The organism is Pseudomonas sp. DCA-1, from assembly GCF_046523955.1.
GTDB lineage: Bacteria > Pseudomonadota > Gammaproteobacteria > Pseudomonadales > Pseudomonadaceae > Aquipseudomonas > Aquipseudomonas putida_Y.
The window spans coordinates 1094839-1117526 of the sequence record NZ_CP169881.1; the positions used below are offsets into that span (position 1 = coordinate 1094839).

A 22688-nucleotide genomic window follows, 5' to 3' on the forward strand; every position below is an offset into this window, starting at 1 on the left:
GTTCCGCGATAGCTCAGTCGGTAGAGCAAATGACTGTTAATCATTGGGTCCCTGGTTCGAGTCCAGGTCGCGGAGCCAATCTCGGGGTGTAGCGCAGTCCGGTAGCGCGCCTGCTTTGGGAGCAGGATGTCAGGAGTTCGAATCCCCTCACCCCGACCATTTTCCGGGTCGTTAGCTCAGTTGGTAGAGCAGTTGGCTTTTAACCAATTGGTCGTAGGTTCGAATCCTACACGACCCACCATGTAGAAAAGGGCATCTCCAAAGAGATGCCCTTTTTTTTGAAACACTCGGGGTGTAGCGCAGTCCGGTAGCGCGCCTGCTTTGGGAGCAGGATGTCAGGAGTTCGAATCCCCTCACCCCGACCATTTTTGGGTCGTTAGCTCAGTTGGTAGAGCAGTTGGCTTTTAACCAATTGGTCGTAGGTTCGAATCCTACACGACCCACCATGAACAAAGGGCATCTCGCATGAGATGCCCTTTTTCTTTTGCCTCGAAAAATGCGCCCATCGGTGCAAATCCCACCTGTTTGCCACACCGCCCCTTTGTAGGAGCGGGTTCACCCGCGAATGCGGCAGTGCAGCCACCATCGCATTCACAGGTAAACCCGCGCCATACAGGGCATGCGGGCGCCTGTTAGTGCAGCTTCAGGCGCGGCTCGGTACCCCGGCCAATCTTGCTGCCCAGCATCATCAACGCCGTGCGGAAGAACCCGTACAGCGCCATCTGGTGCATGCGGTACAGCGACACATAGAACATGCGCGCCAGCCAGCCTTCCAGCTTCACGCTGCCCATCAGGTTACCCATCAGGTTGCCCACCGCCGAGAAGCGCGACAGCGATACCAGCGAGCCATAGTCCTTGTACTCGTACGTCGGCAGGGCCTTGTTCTCCAGGCGCGCCTTCAGGCTTTGCGCCAGCATCGAAGCCTGCTGGTGCGCTGCCTGTGCACGCGGCGGCACGTTACGGTCGCTGCCAGGTTGCGGGCAGGCGGCGCAGTCACCGAAGGCGAAGATGTTGTCGTCGCGGGTGGTTTGCAGGGTAGGGCGCACGACCAACTGGTTGATGCGGTTGGTTTCCAGGCCATCGATGTCCTTGAGGAAACCTGGCGCGCGGATACCGGCTGCCCACACTTTCAGGCTGGCCTGGATCACTTCACCGTCCTTGGTTTTCAGGCCGTCCTCGGTCACTTCACTGACCGCGGCGTTGGTCATCACCTTCACCCCGAGTTTTTCCAGGGTCTTGTGAACCGGTATGCTGATGCGCTCCGGCAGCGCCGGCAGAACACGCGGGCCCGCCTCGATAAGGGTGATGTGCATGTCCTTGGGCTGGATGCGGTCCAGGCCATAGGCCGCCAGCTCGTGGGCAGCGTGGTGCAGCTCGGCCGCCAGCTCTACACCGGTGGCACCGGCGCCGACAATGGCTACGCTGATTTTTTCGCTGGCCACGTCGCCGGCGTGGGCACGCAGGTAGTGGTTCAGCAGTTGCTGGTGGAAACGCTCGGCCTGCTTACGGGTATCCAGGAACAGGCAGTGCTGCGCTGCGCCCAGGGTGCCAAAGTCGTTGGTGTTGGAGCCCACGGCGATCACCAGGGTGTCGTAGCCCAGGGTGCGCGCAGGCAGCAGCTCGCGGCCCACTTCGTCGAGGGTGGCAGCCAGTTGAATCTGCTTGCCTTCACGGTCCAGGCCGCTCATGCGCCCCAGCTGGAAATTGAAGTGATTCCACTTGGCCTGAGCCACGTAGTTCAGTTCGTCTTCCGAGGAGTTCAGCGAGCCGGCGGCCACTTCGTGCAGCAGTGGCTTCCAGATGTGCGTGAGGTTGGTGTCGACCAGGGTGATTTCGGCCTGCTTGCGCTTGCCCAGGCTTTTACCCAGGCGGGTCGCCAGTTCCAGGCCGCCGGCGCCGCCGCCGACAATCACGATGCGATGAGTCATGGGAATATCTCATAAGGTTTACGGAATTCGTGGCCCTGGGGGCCGGCCGCAAACTGCACGAGGGGAGGGCGAGCGCTAAGCAGCTCATAGCACCAGTCCACTCAGCAGGCGGCTGATGAGACCCAACCCGATGGTCACGGCCAGCACCAGCACAAGGAGCAGCCACGGCCGGAAGGGCCTGCGCTCGACTTGGTGCTGGGGGGCTCGCAGATACTCATCGACACGACGCTGATCTTCCGGGTTCAGGCGGCTGGTCATGGTGGGCCTCGTCAGGTAGACGTTTGTGACTGTGCAAACGCTACAGCGTTCGCGCAGGCGCTTGAAACAAATGATAATGCTTTCTATCCCTGGCGCCGAGTGTACGCCATCGCAAACAGTCGCTGCACTGGATCAAAGACTGATGCCTACGTCGAAGACGATGCTGCGGCCCAGGTTGCCGCGCAGGAAATCCGGCGCATCGGGGTGGGCAAACAGTACCCGGGCAAAGGTTGGCCCGACCAGCGACAGCGAGCGCCAGCCCTGGCGCAGGTATTCGGTAGGCGGCGGGAAGTGGGTGTTGAGGTCGAGCACTTCGCGCTTGAGGCTGGAGAACGCGATGATGTCCAGCTCGTTCAGCTCCAGCCCGCGTTCCCGGTAATTGTGCGCCTTCTTGCGCAAGGTGGGCGCCAGGCGCCCCAGCAGTTCGGTGGCACTGATGCGCCGTGGGCGTGCTTCGCGGCGTACCAGTTGCGCCAGGGAAAACGCACTGCGCCGCCGCTGCAGCTCCTCGCGCCATTCATCGTTCAGCCGGCGGCCCTCGTCGAGCACGAAAAACACCTCGAAGGCGGCGTCGCGGAACAGCACGTCTGGTGGCTCCTGCCCCGCCGGGGTGAAGTCCTCGCTGCGGTAGGGAATGTTCAGCCCCTGCAACAGGCGCTGGCACACCCAACGCTCCCGCTCCCACTTACGGGCGTTGGAGAGAAAGGCATTGGCTTGTTCGGCCTGGATGGTAAGCAGGCGCAGGTAGTCTGAGTCATCCATGCAGACAAGCTTAGCCGCTAATCGATGACGGTAAGATGCTGTTTAAGCGTGAGAATCAGCCCAGCACTGGCCACTGCTGCACCAGCCCGACCAGATGCACCAGGCCAAAGCCCAGGCAGATCAGCGAACTGACCACGATAAAACGCTGCGAACGCCCGGTGCCCGCCAGCAATACTGGCCCCAGCAGACCGCGTAGCAAATACACCAGGGTGATCAGGCAAATGACTGGCAGCAGCAAGGGCAGCCGCCCGATCGCCCCGGCAGCCGACAGCGCATAGGCCGACCAGGCCAGCAACACGCAGGCGATGGCGGCGGTGATCAGCGCCGGGTAGCAGCGGCCCTTTTCGGCGGCCACCGCCATGCGCTCGCCGGCCCCGAACAAACGGTACCAACGCGGCCCCACGGCGATGATGGCCAGGTGAATTACGCCGATGATGGCGTTGAGTGCCGCTGCCAGTAGCAGGGCGGGGTTGGTTCCTTCCAGCATGACCAATGCTTCCTGCATCGAATGGAAGGCGACAGCCTACCGCAGCCGAAGGCATGGGAGAATGGGTGTAGACTCGGTTTTATCCACATGGCTGCAAAGGGTATTGTTCAGGTGATCAGCGCGCAGGTGTTATCCGGCACCACCCTTACCCTCGGCTGGCTGGGTTATGTGCCGTTGCTGATCTGGGCGGTCAGCCAGGTTCGCTGGGTTGAACTGTTTACCGACCGGCGCCGCCAGCATTTGCTGTTTGGCACGGTGTTCTGCCTGTTTGCGCTGTGGCTGGTGCGGCGCGACTTTGATACCGGGGTGTCGTACCACTTTATTGGCATGACGGCGGTCACCCTGTTGCTGGACTGGCCGCTGGCGGTGCTGGGTGGGTTCATGGCCCAGCTAGGCTTGCTGGCGCTGGGGCGTCAGGACCTGGCGGCGCTGGGGTTGAATGGTTTGTTGCTGGTTGGCTTGCCGGTGCTGATTACCGAGGTGTGCGCAGTATTGGTGGAGCGTGCCCAGCCCCGCAACCTGTTCGTTTACATCTTTTGTTCGGGTTTTTTTCCGGCCGCGCTGACCGTGCTGGTTTGCGTCCCCGCAGCGCTAGGGGTGTTGTGGCTGGACGGGCGTTTTGCCCTGCCGGAGTGGCTCAGCGACTTTGTGGGCTACCTGTGGCTGATGATGTTCCCCGAGGCGTTCATCAACGGCATGGTGATCAGTGCGCTGGTGGTGTTTTGCCCCGAGTGGCTGGAAACCTTCAACCGGACGCGGTACCTGCAGGCGCCGTGGAAGGAAGATGAGCGGTGAGTGTGTGGTGGCTGTGCCGGCCTCTTCGGGGGTAATGCACAGCACTCAGAGGTTGCACTCTCACTGTGGGAGCGGGCATGCCCGCGAACACGGGCGAAGCCCGTGCCATCCACTGCGCCGCCTGCTTCGCGGGCTTGCCCGCTCCCACAGGTACCGCGCGGGTTGTGGGCCCGCGTTGTATTTGTGGATCAGCTCAATGCCGCGGCTCCAGGTCCCCCGAATACAGCTCATCTTCGGACTCTTCCGACCCCGCAATCTTGTGCTCCTCAGCCGCCCAGGCGCCCAGGTCGATCAGCTTGCAACGGTCCGAACAAAACGGTCGGAACGCGTTTTTTTCGCTCCATTCCACAGGCGCGCCGCAAGTTGGGCAATCGACGGTCAATGGCTGGCTCATGGCTGGCCTCCTTTCAAAGTCAGGTAAAAGTGGTGCAGGCGGTCAATCTGCTCATGCAGCGCGGCCAGGCCGCCGTCGTTGACCACCACATCATCGGCATGGCGCAGGCGATCCTCACGGGCCAACTGCGCCTGCAAAATGGCCTGCACGTGCTCGGCACTGGTGTTGTCCCGCGCCAGGGTTCGGGCTATTTGCAGGTCCTGCGGCGCATCGATCACCAGCACGCGTTGGGTCTTGTGGTGCTGGCCCGATTCGATCAGCAGCGGCGACACATAGACCGCATAAGGCGACTGCGCCTTGGCCAGATAGCTGAAAATCTCCTGACCGATCAGCGGGTGCAGCAGTTGTTCCAGCCATTTGCGTTGCGCCGGGTCGGCGAAAATCAGCTGGCGCAGGGCGGCGCGATCGAGCTGGCCGTCGCCCTGCAGCACGCCCGGGCCGAAGCGCTCGACGATGCTGGCCAGGGCCGGGCGACCAGGTTCGACAACCCAGCGCGCCGCCTGGTCGGCATCGACCAGGTGCACGCCAAGCTCGACAAAGCGCTCGGCAGCGGCGCTTTTGCCGCTACCAATGCCGCCGGTCAGGCCGAGAATCCAGGGGGTAAAGGCCGCAGTGGTCATCAGTATCCAAGCAGTTGTATGTATGAGGCGTATATTTCATCACCCCAGAGCACGGCAATCCACCCCGCAATTGCCAGATAAGGGCCAAACGGGATTGCCGTGCCCATGGCATGCCGGCGAAAACGCAGCAGGCACAGGCCAACAAGCGCCCCAACCACCGACGACAACAGCAGCGTCAACGGCAGCACCTGCCAACCCCCCCACGCCCCGATCAGCGCCATCAGCTTGAAATCGCCATAGCCCATGCCTTCCTTGCCGGTGACCAGCCTGAACACCCAGTACACCGTCCACAGGCTGAGGTACCCGGCCACTGCGCCCCACAGTGCGTCGGCCAGGGCCACATGGATACCAAAGGCATTGACGATCAGCCCTAGCCACATGGTCGGCAACACCAGCACATCCGGCAGCAACTGGTGGTCCGCATCGATCAGGCTCAGTGCCAGCAGGCACCAGGTCAGCGGCAGAGCCAGCAACGCCTCTACCGAAGCGCCAAAGCGCCAGGCCACTACCAGCGACAGCAGCGCGCTGGCCACTTCCACTACCGGGTAACGCAGGCTGATGCGGTTTTTGCAGGACGAACAGCGCCCGCCCAAGGCCAGGTAGCTGATGACTGGAATGTTCTCCCACGCACGAATCCGGTGTGCGCAGTGTGGGCACCGGGAGGCGGGCAGACACAGGTCGAAACGCGCGTGCTGCGTGGTCGGCAGCCCCAATACCTCTTGCGCCTCACGCTGCCATTGGCGCTCCAGCATGATCGGCAGGCGATACACCAGCACGTTGATAAAGCTGCCCACCAGCAGGCCGAGCGCCGTGGCAAGGGTGAGGAAATACGCTGGCTGTTCAGCCAGCAAAGCCCATAAAGTCATGTTCAGATCAAACTACCCAACTGGAAGATCGGCAGGTACATCGCCACCACCAGGCCACCCACCAGCAAGCCCAGGATCAGCACGATGGCCGGCTCCAGCAGGCTGGTCAACTGGTCCAGCGCCTGGCTGACCTGTTCCTCGTAATGGCTGGCGGCTTTTTCCAGCATCTGGTCCAGCGTGCCGCTGGATTCACCGATGGCCGTCAACTGCACCAGCAAGGGGGGAAACAGCGGTTCACCGGCCATCGCCTGGTTCAGCCCTTGCCCATTGGCCATGCCTTGGCGTAGCCGCAACACCGCCTGCTCGTGCAGGTCGCCACCCGTTACCCGCGCCACCGTCCCCAGCGCATCCAGCAACGGCACCCCGGCGCCGTAGGACGTTGCCAGGCTACGCGCAAACCGCGCCAGCGCGGCCTGCCCCAGCAACTTGCCAAACACGGGCAAGCCCAGCACCCGCCGAGATATCCACAGGCGCGCTGGCGCGTGCTGCCGGTAAAGCTGGCGCACGGCAACACCCAGCACCACGCCCATCACCAGCAGCAGCGGCGCAAACCGGCTCAGCCCTGTGGACAAGTTGATCACCCATTGGGTAAATGCCGGCAACGCCGCACCCATGCCCGAGAACATGCTCTCGAATTTAGGAATCACCTCCAGCAACAAGATTGCCGACACCCCCAGCCCGGTCAGCAACAGCAGCAGCGGGTAGATCATCGCCTTGCGCACCTTCTTGTGCAGCACCCGACGCTGTTCCAGCATGCCGGCCAGCTGCTCCAGCTGCCGGTCGAGCGTACCGGACTGCTCGCCCACCCGTACCAGGTTGCAATACAGCGCATCGAACCATGCCGGGTGACGCTGCAACGCATCCGCCAACCCCAGGCCCGAGGCCACATCCTGTTTCAATCTTTCCAGCAACGCCGCCTGCGCCGCATCGCAACCACTGCGGCCCATCACCTCGAACGCCTGCAGCAGCGGCACCCCGGCCTTGAGCAACGTCGCCAACTGCCGGCTGAACCCCGCCGGGTCAGCCTTTTCGCGCCGCTTTGGCAAGCTGAACGCCAGCCCGCTGGCCGGCCGCAAACTCGCCACAGTGATGCCCTGGCGAATCAGCCCGGCGCGCACATAAGCCGGGCTGCGCCCGGGTGTTTGGCCGCTGACCGGCGTGCCATTGGCGTCGGTGCCGTGCCAGCGGTAGAGAAGTGAAGATGAAGTCATGCAAAGGTCCTTGTTCAGCCCCGGCGACAAGCCTGGAAACAGCTTGCCGCGTCCATGCAAGGGCAGGCGTCCGTGATGCTCACTAGAGTAGTTCAGCGAAGATGACGCCCGTGCGGGCAGGGGTGACAAAAGGTGTCTGTTCAGGCCTACTGCGCCGCTGCCGGTTGGGGCGCAACTGACCTCAATGTGTAAGCGAATCAAAAAGGAACTACGTTCATGAAAGGGCAACGCGGTATCACCCTGATCGAACTGATGATCGTCGTCGCGATCATCGGCATTCTGGCGACCATCGCCTTACCGATGTACACCAACCACCAGGCACGCTCCAAGGCCGCGGCCGGGTTGCTGGAGATCAGCGCGCTGAAGACGGCGATGGATCTGCGGCTGAATGATGGCAAGGATGTAGCGGATGTTGCCGCCCTGGGTGGCCAGCCGGCGACGGCGCATTGTGCGATCACGGCGAGCGGCAAGGCCGCGGATGGTAGCGGCAGCATTGTTTGCACCCTGGTGGATGCGCCTGCCAACGCGCTGGGCAAGGCCCTGACCCTGACGCGTTCGGCCAGCGGCTGGGCGTGCACGACCGACATCGAGGAAGACCTGGCGCCCAAAGGGTGCAAGGGGGCTTGAGGGCAGGGCAATAAACCAGCGGAAACAGGGGTTTGCGTTGCGGGTGTGAGCAGTGGTACGTTGCGCTACACGCCGGTGTAGCTCAGTCGGTAGAGCAGCGCACTCGTAACGCGAAGGTCGCAGGTTCGATTCCTGTCTCCGGCACCAGTCAATAGATTCATGCAGTGCCAAGCAGTCGCATGAAACTCCTCAAAAGCCCACCTAGTGCGGGCTTTCTGTTTTATGCAGTGCCATCCAGTTCCATCCCAGTGCTTGTCCTTTGAGTACCTGTGCGAGTACCTTACTGTGGTTCAATAATCCATGGGTACTCAGCATGCCTTTGACGGCACTACAGGTTAAGAATGCCGCTCCACGTGAACGGGACTATGGGCTTGCCGACGGGGGAGGCTTGTTTCTCTGGATTCGTGCAGCGGGTGGCAAGTCGTGGCGCTTTCGATTCCGCTTGGATGGCAAGCAGTCACACATTTCGCTTGGCACCATCGAAAAAGTAACTCTTGCGCAGGCGCGACAGCATGCCTCAGAGGCCCGTCAGCTTGTGGCGCAGGGGCGACATCCTGGGCTTGAGCGAAAGGTTGCACGAGCACAGGCAGCGGTCTCACGTGCGAATACTTTCAAGAGCCTGGCGTTGGAGTGGCATCAGCACAAGTCGCCTCGTTGGTCAGCAGGTTATGCCACTGATGTAATCGAGGCCTTCGAGCTCGATATCTTTCCGCAAGTCGGGTCTTTCCCGTTAGCTGATATCAAGCCCATGCAGTGGTTGCAGGTCTTCCGCCGTATCGAGTCCAGGGGCGCTCTGGAGAAGCTGCGTAAGGTTCGGCAACGTTGCCAAGAAGTTTATCGTTTTGCGATTGCCACTGGACGTATCGAGTACAACCCAATCGCAGACATCGGAGGAGCACTGCAGACCCCGACGTCTCGACACTATCCGTTTCTGCCTATCTCCGAGCTTCCTGAGTTGATACGCAGCTTTCAGGAGTGTCCTGGCCATGATGTAGTGAAGATTGCTACCCGACTGCTCATTCTGACGGGGGTACGGACCGCTGAATTGAGAGGCGCCCCCTGGTCTGAGTTTGACTTGGAACAAAAGCTCTGGATGATTCCGGCCGCCCGGATGAAGATGCGCCGCGCCCACCTAGTCCCTTTGTCCAAGCAAGCAATCGCCGCTTTGTGTGAACTCCAAGGCATTACAGGCGGCTACACGCTTGCCTTCCCAGGTCGGAACGATCCGGCGAAGGCGATGAGCGAAGCTGCTATTAATCAATTGCTCAAGCGCTCCGGCTACGATGGCAGGGCTACTGGACACGGATTCCGCCACACGATGTCCACCACTCTGCATGAGCAGGGGTATCGCAGTGAGTGGGTCGAAACTCAGCTTGCACATGTAGACAAAAATAGTATTCGCGGCACCTATAACCACGCTCAGTACTTAGAGGGGCGTCGCGAAATGCTTCAATGGTATGCCGATCATCTTGATGAATTGTCGTCAACTACTGACGCTTATAGAAAGATGAGGGAGAGTGCCGTATGAGTGATGAAATACGTCTGCCTGAGCTGGTTTCTGAATATGCTAAATATTACGGCGTTGATGTTCCCGATGCAGCGCACGCTCTACATGAGTTGATTGGCGAGCTACACCAAGAGTATAAGGCCCAAGGAAGGTTTGCACTGCCTAGCCATGTATTCTGGGTCGGGAGGGTAGATTCTTCGCGACATTCGATTCGAAAATATAAGCTTTTTTTTGAAGGTGTCTTGAACTATTTTTATGGTTTGTATGGTTCTGTATCTAAGGAAGGGTTTGATCTTGTTACTACATACTCTGAAAGTTGTCGAGATACTAGGGATGTGCCGGCAGGCCTAATATTCTTGTCCAAGAAGACTTTGGCTGAGTGGTTTGGGCAGGCAGGAATTGAAGTTCCTAAATACTTTCTGGTTGAGGAGGCTAGTGCAAAAATCGAAATCAGTAATGAAGGGAAGGCGTCTCGGGCAAAAGAGATGGCGTCGATTGGTCAGATAATCAGTGGTTTGGTTGATTTGATTAAGGAAGTTGACAGGGCTCACACTGAGCAGCCTGTAGATGATAAGGCCAGAATGCGTGCTGATACTATCAAGTTACGTGCCGCTAGGCTACATGACTCTAGTTCAATATATAACCTGTGCACGACAATTTTAAACCTTGCAGATGCCGCGGAAGCCGATATGCCTAGAAGTCATAAAACGCTAGAAAAATACATGGATGATAGTTTTCGTAAGGGTACAAAGAAACCTCGCTAGAGTTTTTTTGGCATTTCCCTGTAAAAATGGCAATTGCCAAGACTCACAGCCTCAGGTGCCATTCAATCGATAGCCATCCAATCCGGTTCCAAGGAGATCCGCCAAGATGGCTATCCAACCTGTCTCACCTCTACTGCTTCGCCTGCCGGGAGTCTGTGCCCTTGTGGGGCTGAGCAAGTCTCAGATCTACCGCTTGATTCGAGCCGGTGAGTTTCCTCCTGGAATCTCTCTCGGAGCGAATTCTGTGGCATGGCCAGCGGAGCATGTGAATGCGTGGATCGCTGAGAAAATTAACGCGTCGCAGGGATGATGCAAATTGTCATCCAGTCATGAACGATTACTAAAGGAGGCGCGTCCAGGTGAGTCCTGGGCGCAAGTTAAGGCTAGGGTTAGTGGGACGCGAATCCAAGATCAAGCTCGTCCTGGTGAGTCCTGGGAGGAATTAAATTCTAGGTGTCGTGAAGCTAGCATAAGTAAAAGCGCGGAAGAAGTAGAGCTAGTTGATTTTTTTGTAACAGCTGAAAGCATCGCGGCCAAAGATAGTCGACACTTTATGGATATTGCGCTGTTTCGAATGTCCAAAAAGGAAAAGCGTGCAGGTGAAGTTATACGGTATAACTTGAAAGATGGCTATGTCGAGGTGAAGGCAGGGCCAGATGGGATGGCAACGATCTGGGACTACGATATTGTGTTGATGTTGATATCGCATTTGACCGAATCGATGAATCGCCATAAAAAAGGCCACAGCGCAATGCCGAGTCGTGTTTTTACCATGCATGTCTCGGATATGCTGAGGTTTAGTCAGCGCGGCGATGGTGGTGGTCAGTCGGGAAGAATTGAGTCAGCATTGGATCGCTTAAAGGGAACCGTAATTAAAAGTGTGGTTTCTCGTGCTGTACATAAGAGTAAGCTCATAATGCGTGAGGTGAAAAGTGAAAGCCTTATTAGTGGGTATCGTGTGCTTTCCGTCACAGGCAGCGGCAGACTAGATCGCGTTGAAATTGAGGCGCCTAATTGGATCTACTCGCAAGTGACGCGCAGTCCAAAATCTACAGTTCTCACTGTCGGTGCAGACTATTTTCTAATCGAATCAGCTATTGGGCGCTTTATTTATCGTTTGGCTCGACGTGCAGCGGGGAATGATAGGGCTCGGTGGGGATTTAGAACCGTTTATGAGCGAAGCGGGGTTACAAGCTTTAAGGAGTTCTGTCGAACTCTAAGGGTTCTAATCAGGTTGAATAATCTCCCTGAATATGAATTATACGAGGAGGCTGGACAATCCGGGCCGCAACTGATCATGACACGACGAGGCTGGGATTCAGGCTGTGGATAACCCGTCTATTACCCACCACATTCCGTCCATTGCACACCATTTTCCGTCGATTAACCACTAGGGCCCGTCCATTGCCCACTCCTGAAATTTTTATATCGTTGAAAAATAAGGGATTAATCGGCCTTTTCAGGTCTAAAGCTTTGAATCCTTCAAAAACCCTGTAAAACATAGCTTCCTCACATGCTAGCCAGGCTCTGCTTGAAAGCGTTGATTTGAGATTGCGCTCTCGCCTTTCTGCTTTCGGCAAGGAGAAGGAGATGCACAACGATGAGAATCAGTGACGTACCGAAAACGAAGAGAAAGCTGCTGTGAGTCAGGTTCGCTTCGACGGTGGTGGTCAACGTAGATAGACCTCGCTAATTTCTGGGCGGAAGTGGCCCAGTTCCTGTGAAACCACCTCCAGTGCTTGTTTCCGTGTGAGTTGACGTTGTAGTGAAGCCATTCGCTCTTGAGCGTACGTGTGTCGTAATCCGTGGGCGCCATTTGACCAGCCGAGAGCCTGCCTCGAGGCAGTGCTAACGCTTTTGCTCCACGGCTGTCCGCCGCCGATCTCATAGAATTGCTGGTAGTTGATGCCGCGATCCTTTATGACGCGCGGCGCTGCCAGCCGGCTCCTTTCCAAGCGTTGAGCCAGTGGAATCGGGATACGCACCTCGCGAACCAGTCCACCCTTGCCGTGAACGGTGTAGCTGATCGTGGTTTCCCGAATTCCCGCGAATTTCATCCCGTGCGCCGGACGTTCATCCGCTCCACGCCGATGAGTCCTCTGCAGGCTCAGCAATTCATGAGCACGGAGACCAGCTGCGTACGCAATCTCTGTCGCAAGAGCGTTGTGCGGAGCTTGGCGAGATGCGATCAGCGTAATCTGCTCGCGGTTATATGCTCGTGCTTGGTCGGCCAAGCGGCGACCCAGCGTCGGGTGCTTCTTTGTGCTCGTGCGAGCAGTCGCGCTGCTCTTGACTACTTCTAGTGTCTTGCCTGGTGGCAGCTGGAGGGTGACGTGTTGCATCATCGCTTGGAGAGCCTGACGCTCCATATCCAAAGTTTTCTGGCCTACGGTCGTGGCTCGTTGCTGGAGGTAGCTAATAGCGCGGTCAGGTGTCATTCCACGGAGGCTGCCTAAGCGATGCTCGCGCAGGTAAGCGGTGATGCGTACCAATCGCTGCTCATAGTTACGGACAGTGCCCACCGAACGGATGTAGGTGCCCTGGAGCTTTTTCATCACCGATGCAGCTTGCTTCGCCGGCTTGGCAAACTTAGCCACTTTGTCGGTTCCGGTGTAGCCATCGGTGCACGGTCGAGCGTTGGATCTTGATGCCTTTTTCAGCTACCCAGCGTTGCAGTTCACTGCCATTGCAACCTGCTTGATCGAGTTGCAACAGCTCATACTTGTAGTTGTCCAACAATGAACGACGCTGGGCGTATGTTCGCGGTTTTCTTCGAATCCTAGACTCGGCTTTTAGGCGTGCAGTAATACTCTGCGCATCGAAATCGCTCATGTGGTTCTCTCCATCCGGGTGTAAGAACTCCTGACCGATAGTGGTTCAGCGGCACACCATCCGCAGATGGTTCGATGTGTGCCTGTTCGCCCCCCTTTGCATCAGATGCAGGCGGGGACTGTTCACGCCTACTCGGAGTCTCCGAGTGAGTTCCTGAGTGTCCGCTCAGGTTCGGCTGCCATTGGATCTGGCTGATTATGTTGGGTTGTCTTTTCTCCTTTGGTGATTGGTCGTTGATGGTTCCGACACATAGTCGGCGTTAACACGGGCACACACGCGATGACGCAGGTATGGCCGATGGGCTAGGGCCCGCGATGACGCAGGCCGGGCCCCCTGCCACAGTCCCAACCCGTGAGTCACACGGGTAACGAGACCACCGGGCAGTGCGGTTTGGTTCGTGTTCAGCTTACGGAAATGGGGATGGCCAAACAACGCAATGTCGCTGCGTTGTATTTGTTGCGTCAAATTGGAATGGTCGAGTGTGCCCGCTATGTAACGCGCCAAGAAGGCGCGTTACATAGCGGGCACAAAGCGTTGTGACGCGATAGGGGACAGTATTCAGTCAGATGTGCTGAGCACATCCTGTGTGGGGAGTTTTTACGGTGACAGCTTCAGCCGACTTTGCATTCACGCTATGAGGAGTTGAGGCCTTTGATCCTGCTAGCGACGCATCTGCTTAGCTAAGGCCAAAATGGCGAGGCCCAGGATTTTTATGAAGGTGGCCGTCCAGCTCAAGAGCAGAATAGCTCCGTGTTTGAATGCTCCGGGTGGTACCAGGCTGGTTACGCCGCTATCCCAACTTGTGATCTGGGCGTTTTCATTTTCGATGCGAGCCAAAACATCCCGCTCCCATTGAGCGCAGACTGCTATCCAGTTTTGATCCGTGGTGGTCACGATTTTCTGGACATTCGCGTAGTCGCCTGTGAAACGGTGCACGGTGTAGTGATAGTTGGAGCAGCCATCACTGCGGCTGTACTTCTCAAGCTGTACATTCAAGACGGCGTTGCCTCCGCGCTCCATGCTTGCTTTCTCTAGTAGAGCCCGAGCCTCATTTGGATTGTTGGATTCAGCCCAGCCACTCCCAAAAGTGAAAATGGTGTCGAAACCACGTGCCTTCGAATCTCTTGTCCATATGAAGTGATTCGGAGACTCGTAGGCATAGCCTGGAGGCGGTGGGCGCTCTCCTGGTTTGACCCTCACTGCTCTGTATCCTTTCGGACCCGGCTGCCCTTCAAATGCTACTGACTGCCCATCGAACAGCTCTCCGCCCTCTACGTTTTTGATGTGGACGAAGTAGCTGCGTCCATCATCTCCTTGGATGAAGCCAAACCCCTTCTCGGGCATGAAACTGCGTACGATGCCTGAGGTGAGGGTATCTTCCTGATCTGGTTTCTCGCTCATGAACCTGCTGTCCTTTTTGGAAGGCAGCCATGGTATCTCAGGGTATCAGGTGTCACCACCGAGTAACTGTGAGGACTTCGGTTGTGAGGCGAGGGCGGCATCCTTATGCTGACTCGACTACTCGCGGACTTGGTTCAATAACATGCGCAAAATTCTTATCGATGATGATGGATTTATTGAGAGTCCTTTTGCTAATAACATGCCTGGATTCATAAATAAGAAATCGTGGGGCGGGATAGTTTATCGGCGTGGAGAGAAAATCCAAATTGCTAGCTTTTTTCCCAGTGAAGAAAGTGGTAAGAGAATTAATGTTTTGGGGGTTTCAAAGGGGATGTATTTAGCGTTTGGTCTGGTTGGCTGTAAGGAACGACTTATCTATCTGGTGGATGAAGTAACTAGGAGTGATTTTCTATTGCGACCTGTAGAGGTCTCTTCTGTTCCAAACATGTATAATATTGAATCGACAATGCCACTTAGAATTTACATTCTAGAAGCAAGGCAGGCAATGCTGATCGATCTGAATCGCCCCTGGTTTCCTAGACACTCTCCAAGCTCAGGAAATAGCGTTTCTCATACTCTATTGGAGACAGCTGCATAGCACTGCTGTGTCGGCGTTTAGGGTTATAGAACATTTCGATGTAATCGAAAATATCACTTCGGGCTTCTTCACGGGTTGTGTAGATCTTTCGTCGGATGCGCTCCCGCTTCAAAAGTTGGAAAAAGCTCTCGGCTACGGCATTGTCGTGGCAGTTTCCCCGCCGACTCATGCTGCTGATTACATTGTTAGCCTTCAAGAAGCTTTGCCAATCTGAGCTACTGAACTGACTACCTTGATCTGAGTGAATCATCACTTGCTGCTGTGGCTTGCGTCGCCACACAGCCATCAACATTGCGTCGATAGCCAGGTCGCTGCACATCCTTGGCTTCATTGACCAACCAATTACTTGGCGTGAGAACAGATCCAGCACTACCGCTAGATAGAGCCATCCTTCATAGGTGCGGATGTAAGTGATATCTGTCACCCAGACCTTGTTCGGCTCACTGACCTTGAACTGCCGCGCGAGGTGGTTGGGCGAGGCCACTGTTGGTTTTCCACCGTAAAACCCTGGACGCCGCCGATAGCCCGTTTGCGAACGCAGCCCCTCCGCCTGCATCAAGCGCCCGACTCGATTTCGTCCGCATTCCTCTCCCAGCTCACGTAGGTCATCGTGAATTTTGCGGTAGCCGTATACACCTCCGCTTTCTAGCCAAGCGTGCTTGATCAAGCCAAGCAGACGTTGATCTTCTTTTGCTCGGGCAGATTGAGGCTCGGCCAGCCAGGCGTAGTAGCCGCTGGGGTGCACCTTGAGGGTTTGGCAAAGGCGCCGCACCGGGTAATCAGTCGAGTGCTTCTTGATGAAGGCGTACTTCAGCCGCACTCCTTGGCAAAGTACGCGGCGGCCTTTTTTAAGATGTCTCGCTCTTCAGTCACGCGCTTGAGTTCAGCGCGTAGCTTGCGCAATTCGGCCTGCTGATCGTCGTCTTGCTGACGCTGCTCTTGGGGCTTGGTGTGTAACCGATCCATGAACCCCACCTTCCACAAGGTGGAAGCCAAGGCTACCGTGGCATCTCTGGCGAACAGTTCCATGGCAGCAGCGCTTCGTAGTCTGCTACCGATGAGGCGTGCGGCAGTCGCTCCAGGACGTGGCGCAGCCACGTATAGGGCTCTTGGCCGTTGACCTTGGCGGTTTCGACCAAGCTGTAGATCTGCGCGCTAGCCGTGGCTCCCTTGGGCGTGTCACTGAACAGCCAAGCTTTGCGCCCGATCACAAACGGCTTTATGGCCCGCTCTGCCAGGTTGTTGTCGATCGGCAGGTGGCCCGCCTCGACATACCGCTCCAAGCGGTTCCAGTTGTTTGCCAGGTAAAGCACCGCCTTGCCCAGTACGCTTTGCGGTGTCACCTGTGAGTGCGTCTTGTCGAGCCAACTTTTCAACTGCTCAAGGATCGGCAGGCTTCGTTCCTGACGACCGAGGAATCGCTGTTCATCGCTGGCATCCTTGAGGTCGCGTTCGATGCCATACAGTTTGTTGATCATCGTCAGCGCAACATCGGCGCGACCGGTCTTGCCCTTAGGCTGCACCTTCTGCGCTTCGACGAATTTACGCCGGACATGCGCCATGCACGCCAGTCGTTCAACGCCCGGCTGTAGCGCCAACGCGTTGTAACCGGCGTAATCATCGGTCATCACGTAACCGCGATAGCCCTCCAGCAGGCGCAGCGGCACCTCCTGCGCGCGGCTGGTGGTGTAATCGAACAGCACGACTTGTCGATCAGGCGGGCCACTGGCCTGCACCCACATCCAGGATTGACTGGTCGGATCACGATCCGGCTCTTTGAGCACCTGCACGCGAGTTTCATCGCAATGGATCACCGGGCTTTCCAGCAGGCGGTCACGCATCAGGTTCAGCAGTGGCTGAAAGTGTTCGCTGCACTGGATGACCCAGCGGGCCAGGGTTTGCCGGGGGATCTCGATACCATGTCGGTTCAGCACCGTCTCGAAGCGGTGCAGCGGCAGGCCATCGACGTACTTGGTGGTCAGCAACATCGCCAGCACGCTGGGGCTGGCCATGCTCTTTTCAATCAATTGGGCCGGCTTGTCAGCGGTGACCGGCGCGGTTTCGCAGCCACGGCAGCCATAGACTTTGCGTACGTGTTTGAGCACACGGATCTGCATCGGCACGATGTCGAGCTGTTCGCTGGTTTGCTCGCCAATCACGTGTTTGCGGCAACCACAGGCGCAAGTCAGTTCGTGCTCGGGCAAGTCATGAATGACTTCAATGCGTGGCAGGTCAGCCGACAGTGGCTTGCGTTTGCCGCGCTGCTTGCTTGGCGCAACAACTTCTTCGTCGGCATCATCAGCGGTAGGTACCCACTGACTTTCGGGTTCATTGAACAACGCCAGTTGGGGCGTGTTGGACTCGACGGTTTGCTCGGACTTGCGATTGAATAATCGGTCACGCAGCAGCTTGACCTGTTCCTTAAGGTCGACGATCTGACCTTTGTCGACCGTGCGCTCGGCCAACAACTGCGCAAGCAGTAGTTTGAGCGCGACAGGGTCGTCAGGAAGGTTATCGGGCACTGAAATCATGGCCCGGATTATACCCGCTCAGGCGACGAAACGAGGAGTCAAAACCTGATGCGGACGGTTGCGCCAGAGATCGAAACCGTCGAGTAGCCAATTCAGCTCCTGGACGGTCAGTACGATAGCTTCGTCGGTCGCGTCGGGTGAAGTTTTGAAACGCTCGGCTTCGAGGCGCTTGAGCCAAAGGCAGAAGCCGTTGCGCTCCCAATACAACACCTTGATGCGGTTACGGGCTTTATTGAGGAAGACGAAAAGTACCGGGTCGAACACGGCGACCTTGATGTCCAGTTCGACCAGGGCAGTGAGGCCGTCGATGGACTTTCGAAAGTCCACGGGCTTGGGGTAGAGGTAGACTTTTTCGACTTTGCTGTCGGGGCGCATCATGGTGGGCTGGCTCCAGAAAGAAATCGGGAGCACAGCATCGGGAATCAGGTGGACGGTTGGAATGTGGGGATGATGGATCCCTTACCTTGGTGTAGACCTTGATCCAGGCGTAAAGGCTATGTACGGACATGCCCAGGCGCTGGGCGACATCGGCGACGGGTTTGCCTTTCTCGGTCACTTGCTTGACCGCTTCGATCTTGAACTCTTCGGGGTAACGCTGACGACTCATGGCACCTCCTATTTGGGCCTCATTATGAGGCTTGGAGGTGTCTACGAAACCAGGGGCGATTCAGTATGCTTTAGCGTCTTTCAGGCCACTATCTTGGACAGTCTTCTCTATGATGTGAACGAAAGCGTCCAGTGTTTTTCCCGCCAAGACACCCTTGCCACCATCACGCGTAGTCCAAAATTTGCCAATGGCGTCTTTAACTCGTTCATCTAGCCAGTCAAAATTCACGTTTATTCCCTTAATTAGATCTTTAGTACTACAGCTGGCACTACCCGCCGATTGATCTGATTTCTTCTGTAGTCATGCGATAAATTTTGAATGTCGCCACATTGCAGGCGTTGATGTCTAGGCTTTCTGCAGCGTAGATTAGTTCTCTTTGCAGCTCTTCGGGAATACTTTCCCAGAGGGGAAGTCTAATTCTCCGAAGATACTGAGCCTGGAATCTAAGGAAGCCACCTCGCATTTTCGTAGAGTACGTCGCTACGAATAGCCTAGATACGGCTGACATCAGAACAGCTTGCAATGCTCGTAAGTTCCAAGACTCCGATGTCACAACATACAAATTGTGGTGTGGGTAAAGCTCCCCTGCCTCATAGACAACGTGAGCTTCTCCTTTGATATCAGGGATTAGAAGCTTTTGTTTGCTAGTTAGTGAAGGAGTGATTCTATCAATGGTTTTATACCAGCTAGCGGGTGTTTTTTTCGCGCAATGACGATTTGCAATAACGTCCCGGCGTGCCTCTAGGTATTTTTTTAATCGAGGATAATTTTCCAGGTCGACAAGCCCACCCTCATCCTTGAATGGGTTTATTACGCCAAGCCCCGTCCATGCTACTTCCCCTGAAACTATGTCTTTTGTAGTCGCAAGCGGAAGCTTTCTATCTGGTTCAACATCTAGTGAGTTAAATGGACCAATAAAGGCTTTGTCTGCACCTGTAGCTACGCCTATGCCTACTTTGCAGCCTGAGTCCTCCAAGCAGGGGAATTCATTCTCCAGCCTACGTATCAGAGCGATTTGGTCAGATGATTCCAATAGCCATGGGTCAGACCCGTTGGTAACTTTAGCTATTTCCCTAACATCTGCCGATTGTGCTGTTTGCTCTTTAGCTAAAAGTTTATGCGTTAACGCTGTCAGGCTGGCTTTTTCAATGGCTGGCCGATGCGCAACCATCGTTTTTCCCGCTTTCTCTCTAGATATAATCGTTACTGCGGGATAGGCGACGACATCCGTATGGAATGCAGGTGCGTCTGTCATATCCACATAGACCTTAAGGTGAAAACTGTCAGCAACCATCTGGCGCAGAGGGCCACCGTATTTGTTTTTCATCCAGCGATCTGCACATATGAAGCCTAAATTCCCGCATTTAGTCAGAAGTGACAGTGAGCGCTCGATGAAGGGAACATACAGGTCAGCACGGTCATATAGGGTTTTGTAGCGGCGACGATATTCCGCGAGCAGCGGTGCGGGTATGAGCTCTTGCCTCACGTACGGTGGGTTACCTACAACATAGTCAAAGCCTTCTTCGAAGGACTGAAGCAGGAAGTCATCCTGAATTAGCCAGCCGTCGGCTAGTTTCTCAGCTGAATCTGGTGAAAATCCATTCTGTGCAAGTAGGTCGATTACTGCCGAATAAGTTCTGCTAAAAGTGTCGCGATGAAGCTCAACGGCACAGATTGCATTTGCTAACCCTTCAATACCAGACTCTCTCTCCTCATCTGCGCGCCAAGCAGTTAGCAAGCGCTCAATGGCAGGCAAGAGGAAGTCGCCTGCGCCGAACGATGGCTCTAGCAATCTTTGTTTGTGGAGCGGCTGATCACAGGTATACCCAGCGAGATCCAAAATAAAATTCACGACCTCGATACGAGTAAAAATCGCACCTAGTGCTTCGATGCCACCACCCGATGCCAAGGCTTCCGTCGCAGTGGCAATTGGGCACTCCACCAAAGGGAACGAAGCCTGAAAGAAAATTGGCTGCGGGTGCATCGTCTACCTCGTCGATTGCGGTAAATGCCGTAGAAAAAGTGCTTTCACGGGGATCCCGTTGCCATGGCCATCTGCAATTTGATGGCATGCTTTAGGGTATTTGGGGCTGCCTTGAGGGCGACACGTGGGGTTCCCGCAAACGATCTAGGATACCTGAATCCTTTTCCCAGAGTGTTACGGGATGACCAACGACGAGCTGATCGACATGCAGAAGCCGTGTTGGACACCAGATCGGAATGACAGAGAAGGCACATGCTGAGGTGGGCGTCCATCTCGCTCTCGTTCTAGAGCTTCGTCGTCATGGGTACGGCCACATAGCTTGATTTTATCGACCTCTTACCTGACGCGCCGTCGTCATACCGGGAAGGTGGCATGGGTGTTACGAAGGTCGCGGGTTGGGCGACATCTTGTTTCGATTTGGTTCGAAATAGGTTGGGTGCGGCCGTCCGATGTCAATCCGAAGCGTACGGCCGCGCAGCGACTGCTGCCTGTAAGGCTCGTTAGCAGTTGCAGAGTTCAGGCAACTAGCTTGAGCAGATTCTCCAACAGGTCCTTGAGTTCAGCGCGATCTACACCATTGTCATGATACGTAGAGCGATCAATGATCTGCGTAGCAGTCATTAGCGGCCAGAACTTGTCAATCACATCGTCTGGCTTCATGCCAACTGCCTTGCCGATGATTTTCTTGGCGTCGCAAGTGTCTGTGAACGTAACTCTTTTTCCACTTTGGGCATCGATCATGTCGGGGCACAAGTAGTTTTCGATCTCACGTTTACGAGTCGAGTAGAACGCTCGTCCCTGTCCCTCGACTTCTTGCTTACGTTTCAAGATGGCTGCAACCTGCTCCGGGCTTCCGCCAATGTCGGAGTCCAAAAACACACACCAAGGCAGTCCAAGATCGTCCGCAAGATTGAGGGTTACCCAATGCTTAACGCTGCCACAGCCACCAATTAGGATCGGGACGATTCCTGCGTCTTCCAAGCTGGATGGGAGGTGTCCCCCTGCTTTGAGGGTATTTGAAGTGTGACGGAGGAAGGTGACGTCGGACTTGCCCTCCACCAGGACGACCCCTTTTGCTCGTTCCATTCCTGTCTCGGGCAGTACGCCTAGACTCTCGGCGGCTTCCGTGAGTACTTCCTTGGTTGGCATTTTTACAATGGGGACGCCGTGTTCGTCCTTGGTTACGTAACGGATGCCGTCGATGGGCATCAGGCCGGCCAACGCAGGGACGTGGGTGGTGACGATGATCTGCCTATTGGTCTGATTGGATAGCTCCAGAAGCGCCTTCATCAACATCATCTGATAGTTGGGGTGCTGTGAGGTTTCCGGCTCTTCGATTGCGTAGATCACGTTGCGTGGGCTACCAGCCACTGCATTTTTTTCGGCCTCAGCTCGGAAGAAGTTGAGCAAAATGAGCCTACGTACCCCGCTGCCGCGTTTATTTATGGGGATGCCATTCTCGCCCTCAAGAGTAAAGCTGAAGCTCCACTTGGGCTTTTCTTTGAAACGGGGAGTCAATTCATTAGCCAACTCCGGAGCCATTTCTCGAAGTTTGTCGAGGGTGCGTCCAGCAACGTCCAACACACTGCTCTCGATCTGCCGCTCTAGCTCACTGATCTGCTCCTGTAGCGCTGCTTGGGCTTCCTTGACCGCCTGCTGTAGAGGGTTCTTGGCCTCGGCGTCACCGTCACTGCTCTCCCTGTCCGCCTTGAAGAGCGCGAAAGTTGGCAGCAGCGCCTCGATTTTATCCCAAACAGATTTGCCTTCTGTGGACAGCCCCTTGCCTACATCAAGAAGCGTCTCTTGGCAGGCAACATCTCCGGCCGCATCGCGAATGGCTTTCCGCCATTGGGATGCCACCCGCTGATCTGCTACTCGATCAGCGATCTCAAATTGTGCGCCGAGCTTTTTCAGGTCGACCATTTTCAGACTGAGTAGGCTAGCGAGCGCTTTATCAGACGGATGCTCACAGCGGATGGCTGTACTGTCCAGTTTGCCGGTGCTCGCTTTGAACGTTTTGACGACCTCCAGGACGCCAGCCGCATTCAGCAGGTATTCCTGTGATAGCGAGGTGTGTACATTTTCATCCAGCACCAAAGCCTCAGGCAGGTCGTCGAACTCGCAGGCAATCTCGAACTGAGTGTGACCCTCCGCTAGACTGAAGCAGTTCATATCACTCTTGTCGGGTTTGATGTCCGCGCTGTCGAAGAAGATGGCCAAAGCTTCCAGGATGGTCGACTTCCCAAAGTCGTTTCGACCCACAATACCGGTCATAGATGAATCGATAGGAATGACGGTGGGTGTGCTATAGCCGCGAAAATGACTGAGCTTGACGGTCTTAAGGCGCATCGTGAGATCCCTGATCTGTGTATGTCTTCGTTTCCTTACCAACCGCTGTCAGTCCTCAACGGCCAAAAGTGATGTCCATTCTGCCGGAAGGAAATATCATCAAGAGGCCTCAGGCATTGATGTGAACCCGAGGCTCCACTGAGCCAGTGGATCTTCGAATCACAATC

General features: G+C 56.1%; 23 protein-coding genes, 6 tRNA genes and 2 pseudogenes. 13 read left to right on the forward strand and 18 right to left on the reverse strand.

Features of this window, described 5'->3' with window-relative positions:
- Positions 1–2: 2 nt before the first annotated feature.
- The 5 genes from ACE4QZ_RS05315 to ACE4QZ_RS05335 all read left to right on the forward strand — a co-directional run bounded on the left by ACE4QZ_RS05315 (position 3) and on the right by ACE4QZ_RS05335 (position 446).
- Positions 3–78, forward strand: a tRNA-Asn gene (locus tag ACE4QZ_RS05315).
- Between the two features lie 4 nt (positions 79–82).
- Positions 83–159 (forward strand) — tRNA-Pro (locus ACE4QZ_RS05320).
- Between the two features lie 6 nt (positions 160–165).
- Positions 166–241: transfer RNA gene (locus tag ACE4QZ_RS05325), tRNA-Lys, on the forward strand.
- 47 nt (positions 242–288) lie between these two features.
- Positions 289–365 (forward strand) — tRNA-Pro (locus ACE4QZ_RS05330).
- Between the two features lie 5 nt (positions 366–370).
- Positions 371–446 (forward strand) — tRNA-Lys (locus ACE4QZ_RS05335).
- Between the two features lie 186 nt (positions 447–632).
- On the opposite strand, the gene ACE4QZ_RS05340 is transcribed toward ACE4QZ_RS05335, so the two are convergent.
- From ACE4QZ_RS05340 to ACE4QZ_RS05355, 4 genes are all read right to left on the reverse strand, one after another.
- Positions 633–1928 carry an NAD(P)/FAD-dependent oxidoreductase gene (locus ACE4QZ_RS05340; RefSeq protein ID WP_410480413.1) on the reverse strand — a complete coding sequence of 432 codons (1296 nt, stop codon included), beginning with the start codon at positions 1926–1928 and terminating at the stop codon, positions 633–635.
- An 84-nt stretch (positions 1929–2012) separates the two neighbouring features.
- On the reverse strand, positions 2013–2186 hold the full coding sequence (locus tag ACE4QZ_RS05345; RefSeq protein WP_008091951.1) for a DUF3094 domain-containing protein: 174 nt from the start codon (positions 2184–2186) through the stop codon (positions 2013–2015).
- Between the two features lie 132 nt (positions 2187–2318).
- Positions 2319–2948 (reverse strand): DUF1780 domain-containing protein, encoded by a 630-nt coding sequence (locus ACE4QZ_RS05350; protein WP_003247546.1) that lies wholly within the window; start codon positions 2946–2948, stop codon positions 2319–2321.
- Positions 2949–3003: 55 nt separating this feature from the next.
- Complete coding sequence (locus ACE4QZ_RS05355; RefSeq protein ID WP_103443441.1) at positions 3004–3435, reverse strand: hypothetical protein; 432 nt, start codon at positions 3433–3435, stop codon at positions 3004–3006.
- A gap of 87 nt (positions 3436–3522) precedes the next feature.
- Here ACE4QZ_RS05355 and ACE4QZ_RS05360 point away from each other — a divergent pair, with 87 nt between their 5' ends.
- On the forward strand, positions 3523–4230 hold the full coding sequence (locus ACE4QZ_RS05360; RefSeq protein WP_021784188.1) for an energy-coupling factor ABC transporter permease: 708 nt from the start codon (positions 3523–3525) through the stop codon (positions 4228–4230).
- A 193-nt stretch (positions 4231–4423) separates the two neighbouring features.
- Here the strand turns inward: ACE4QZ_RS05360 and yacG are convergent, their stop codons facing one another.
- From yacG to ACE4QZ_RS05380, 4 genes are read right to left on the reverse strand one after another with little or no spacing between them, the layout of a single operon-like run.
- A complete protein-coding gene (gene yacG, locus ACE4QZ_RS05365; RefSeq protein ID WP_010951889.1) occupies positions 4424–4624 on the reverse strand; it encodes a DNA gyrase inhibitor YacG in 201 nt (66 codons plus the stop codon).
- A complete protein-coding gene (gene coaE, locus ACE4QZ_RS05370; RefSeq protein WP_004575721.1) occupies positions 4621–5244 on the reverse strand; it encodes a dephospho-CoA kinase in 624 nt (207 codons plus the stop codon). Before coaE ends, yacG begins: the two co-directional genes overlap by 4 nt.
- A complete protein-coding gene (locus ACE4QZ_RS05375) occupies positions 5244–6110 on the reverse strand; it encodes a prepilin peptidase (RefSeq protein ID WP_410480414.1) in 867 nt (288 codons plus the stop codon). Before ACE4QZ_RS05375 ends, coaE begins: the two co-directional genes overlap by 1 nt.
- Positions 6111–6112: 2 nt before the next feature.
- Positions 6113–7321, reverse strand: coding sequence for a type II secretion system F family protein (locus ACE4QZ_RS05380; protein ID WP_021784186.1), 1209 nt, complete (start codon positions 7319–7321; stop codon positions 6113–6115).
- A 216-nt stretch (positions 7322–7537) separates the two neighbouring features.
- On the opposite strand from ACE4QZ_RS05380, the gene ACE4QZ_RS05385 reads away from it, so the two are divergent.
- The 6 genes from ACE4QZ_RS05385 to ACE4QZ_RS05410 all read left to right on the forward strand — a co-directional run bounded on the left by ACE4QZ_RS05385 (position 7538) and on the right by ACE4QZ_RS05410 (position 11552).
- Positions 7538–7948, forward strand: coding sequence for a pilin (locus tag ACE4QZ_RS05385; protein ID WP_012051131.1), 411 nt, complete (start codon positions 7538–7540; stop codon positions 7946–7948).
- A gap of 71 nt (positions 7949–8019) precedes the next feature.
- Positions 8020–8095, forward strand: a tRNA-Thr gene (locus ACE4QZ_RS05390).
- 166 nt (positions 8096–8261) lie between these two features.
- Positions 8262–9476 (forward strand): tyrosine-type recombinase/integrase, encoded by a 1215-nt coding sequence (locus tag ACE4QZ_RS05395; protein WP_156867335.1) that lies wholly within the window; start codon positions 8262–8264, stop codon positions 9474–9476.
- Positions 9473–10219 (forward strand): hypothetical protein, encoded by a 747-nt coding sequence (locus ACE4QZ_RS05400; RefSeq protein WP_280070249.1) that lies wholly within the window; start codon positions 9473–9475, stop codon positions 10217–10219. The genes ACE4QZ_RS05395 and ACE4QZ_RS05400 overlap by 4 nt, the downstream gene beginning before the upstream one ends.
- A gap of 106 nt (positions 10220–10325) precedes the next feature.
- A complete protein-coding gene (locus tag ACE4QZ_RS05405) occupies positions 10326–10529 on the forward strand; it encodes a helix-turn-helix transcriptional regulator (RefSeq protein ID WP_128610139.1) in 204 nt (67 codons plus the stop codon).
- A 243-nt stretch (positions 10530–10772) separates the two neighbouring features.
- Positions 10773–11552, forward strand: a complete 780-nt coding sequence (locus tag ACE4QZ_RS05410) for a replication initiator protein A (RefSeq protein WP_198035920.1) — start codon at positions 10773–10775, stop codon at positions 11550–11552.
- Between the two features lie 337 nt (positions 11553–11889).
- Here ACE4QZ_RS05410 and ACE4QZ_RS05415 read toward each other — a convergent pair whose 3' ends face one another.
- From ACE4QZ_RS05415 to ACE4QZ_RS05425, 3 genes are all read right to left on the reverse strand, one after another.
- Positions 11890–12816: a site-specific integrase gene (locus ACE4QZ_RS05415; RefSeq protein ID WP_185279739.1), complete on the reverse strand. Its 927-nt coding sequence runs from the start codon at positions 12814–12816 to the stop codon at positions 11890–11892.
- Positions 12809–13051, reverse strand: a complete 243-nt coding sequence (locus ACE4QZ_RS05420) for a hypothetical protein (protein WP_128610141.1) — start codon at positions 13049–13051, stop codon at positions 12809–12811. The genes ACE4QZ_RS05415 and ACE4QZ_RS05420 overlap by 8 nt, the downstream gene beginning before the upstream one ends.
- A 660-nt stretch (positions 13052–13711) precedes the next feature.
- On the reverse strand, positions 13712–14452 hold the full coding sequence (locus ACE4QZ_RS05425) for a cold-shock protein (protein ID WP_185279738.1): 741 nt from the start codon (positions 14450–14452) through the stop codon (positions 13712–13714).
- Positions 14453–14594: 142 nt separating this feature from the next.
- Here ACE4QZ_RS05425 and ACE4QZ_RS05430 point away from each other — a divergent pair, with 142 nt between their 5' ends.
- Complete coding sequence (locus ACE4QZ_RS05430) at positions 14595–15050, forward strand: hypothetical protein (protein ID WP_410480415.1); 456 nt, start codon at positions 14595–14597, stop codon at positions 15048–15050.
- On the opposite strand, the pseudogene ACE4QZ_RS05435 reads toward ACE4QZ_RS05430, so the two are convergent.
- The 7 genes and pseudogenes from ACE4QZ_RS05435 to ACE4QZ_RS05465 all read right to left on the reverse strand — a co-directional run.
- Positions 14989–16004, reverse strand: a pseudogene (locus ACE4QZ_RS05435) (IS3 family transposase); the annotation flags it as partial. The gene ACE4QZ_RS05430 and the pseudogene ACE4QZ_RS05435 overlap by 62 nt on opposite strands.
- Positions 16005–16048: 44 nt before the next feature.
- Positions 16049–17581, reverse strand: coding sequence for an IS66-like element ISPpu15 family transposase (locus ACE4QZ_RS05440; protein WP_410480278.1), 1533 nt, complete (start codon positions 17579–17581; stop codon positions 16049–16051).
- A gap of 18 nt (positions 17582–17599) precedes the next feature.
- Positions 17600–17959 carry an IS66 family insertion sequence element accessory protein TnpB gene (gene tnpB / locus ACE4QZ_RS05445; protein ID WP_009687920.1) on the reverse strand — a complete coding sequence of 120 codons (360 nt, stop codon included), beginning with the start codon at positions 17957–17959 and terminating at the stop codon, positions 17600–17602.
- A 76-nt stretch (positions 17960–18035) separates the two neighbouring features.
- Positions 18036–18188 (reverse strand): annotated as a pseudogene (locus tag ACE4QZ_RS05450) (transposase); the annotation flags it as partial.
- Between the two features lie 60 nt (positions 18189–18248).
- Positions 18249–18416, reverse strand: a complete 168-nt coding sequence (locus ACE4QZ_RS05455; protein ID WP_410480416.1) for a hypothetical protein — start codon at positions 18414–18416, stop codon at positions 18249–18251.
- 40 nt (positions 18417–18456) lie between these two features.
- Entirely contained in the window at positions 18457–20172 is a 1716-nt protein-coding gene (locus ACE4QZ_RS05460; RefSeq protein WP_156867337.1) for an Eco57I restriction-modification methylase domain-containing protein, read from the reverse strand.
- Positions 20173–20688: 516 nt separating this feature from the next.
- The gene (locus ACE4QZ_RS05465) at positions 20689–22521 is read right to left on the reverse strand and encodes an AAA family ATPase (protein ID WP_156867338.1); all 1833 of its coding nucleotides are present in this window, start codon (positions 22519–22521) and stop codon (positions 20689–20691) included.
- Between the last annotated feature and the right edge of the window lie 167 nt (positions 22522–22688).

What these genes read in the sequence shown, in the direction of transcription:
- tnpB (WP_009687920.1), bottom strand. Translation starts at nt 17,959, where the DNA reads ATGATGCGCCCCGACAGCAAAGTCGAAAAAGTCTACCTCTACCCCAAG.
- ACE4QZ_RS05465 (WP_156867338.1), bottom strand. Translation starts at nt 22,521, where the DNA reads ATGCGCCTTAAGACCGTCAAGCTCAGTCATTTTCGCGGCTATAGCACA.
- ACE4QZ_RS05340 (WP_410480413.1), bottom strand. Translation starts at nt 1,928, where the DNA reads ATGACTCATCGCATCGTGATTGTCGGCGGCGGCGCCGGCGGCCTGGAA.
- coaE (WP_004575721.1), bottom strand. Translation starts at nt 5,244, where the DNA reads ATGACCACTGCGGCCTTTACCCCCTGGATTCTCGGCCTGACCGGCGGC.
- ACE4QZ_RS05430 (WP_410480415.1), top strand. Translation starts at nt 14,595, where the DNA reads ATGCGCAAAATTCTTATCGATGATGATGGATTTATTGAGAGTCCTTTT.
- yacG (WP_010951889.1), bottom strand. Translation starts at nt 4,624, where the DNA reads ATGAGCCAGCCATTGACCGTCGATTGCCCAACTTGCGGCGCGCCTGTG.
- ACE4QZ_RS05440 (WP_410480278.1), bottom strand. Translation starts at nt 17,581, where the DNA reads ATGATTTCAGTGCCCGATAACCTTCCTGACGACCCTGTCGCGCTCAAA.
- ACE4QZ_RS05395 (WP_156867335.1), top strand. Translation starts at nt 8,262, where the DNA reads ATGCCTTTGACGGCACTACAGGTTAAGAATGCCGCTCCACGTGAACGG.
- ACE4QZ_RS05410 (WP_198035920.1), top strand. Translation starts at nt 10,773, where the DNA reads ATGGATATTGCGCTGTTTCGAATGTCCAAAAAGGAAAAGCGTGCAGGT.
- ACE4QZ_RS05350 (WP_003247546.1), bottom strand. Translation starts at nt 2,948, where the DNA reads ATGGATGACTCAGACTACCTGCGCCTGCTTACCATCCAGGCCGAACAA.
- ACE4QZ_RS05400 (WP_280070249.1), top strand. Translation starts at nt 9,473, where the DNA reads ATGAGTGATGAAATACGTCTGCCTGAGCTGGTTTCTGAATATGCTAAA.
- ACE4QZ_RS05460 (WP_156867337.1), bottom strand. Translation starts at nt 20,172, where the DNA reads ATGCACCCGCAGCCAATTTTCTTTCAGGCTTCGTTCCCTTTGGTGGAG.
- ACE4QZ_RS05345 (WP_008091951.1), bottom strand. Translation starts at nt 2,186, where the DNA reads ATGACCAGCCGCCTGAACCCGGAAGATCAGCGTCGTGTCGATGAGTAT.
- ACE4QZ_RS05425 (WP_185279738.1), bottom strand. Translation starts at nt 14,452, where the DNA reads ATGAGCGAGAAACCAGATCAGGAAGATACCCTCACCTCAGGCATCGTA.
- ACE4QZ_RS05385 (WP_012051131.1), top strand. Translation starts at nt 7,538, where the DNA reads ATGAAAGGGCAACGCGGTATCACCCTGATCGAACTGATGATCGTCGTC.
- ACE4QZ_RS05405 (WP_128610139.1), top strand. Translation starts at nt 10,326, where the DNA reads ATGGCTATCCAACCTGTCTCACCTCTACTGCTTCGCCTGCCGGGAGTC.
- ACE4QZ_RS05380 (WP_021784186.1), bottom strand. Translation starts at nt 7,321, where the DNA reads ATGACTTCATCTTCACTTCTCTACCGCTGGCACGGCACCGACGCCAAT.
- ACE4QZ_RS05360 (WP_021784188.1), top strand. Translation starts at nt 3,523, where the DNA reads ATGGCTGCAAAGGGTATTGTTCAGGTGATCAGCGCGCAGGTGTTATCC.
- ACE4QZ_RS05420 (WP_128610141.1), bottom strand. Translation starts at nt 13,051, where the DNA reads ATGAGCGATTTCGATGCGCAGAGTATTACTGCACGCCTAAAAGCCGAG.
- ACE4QZ_RS05355 (WP_103443441.1), bottom strand. Translation starts at nt 3,435, where the DNA reads ATGCTGGAAGGAACCAACCCCGCCCTGCTACTGGCAGCGGCACTCAAC.
- ACE4QZ_RS05375 (WP_410480414.1), bottom strand. Translation starts at nt 6,110, where the DNA reads ATGACTTTATGGGCTTTGCTGGCTGAACAGCCAGCGTATTTCCTCACC.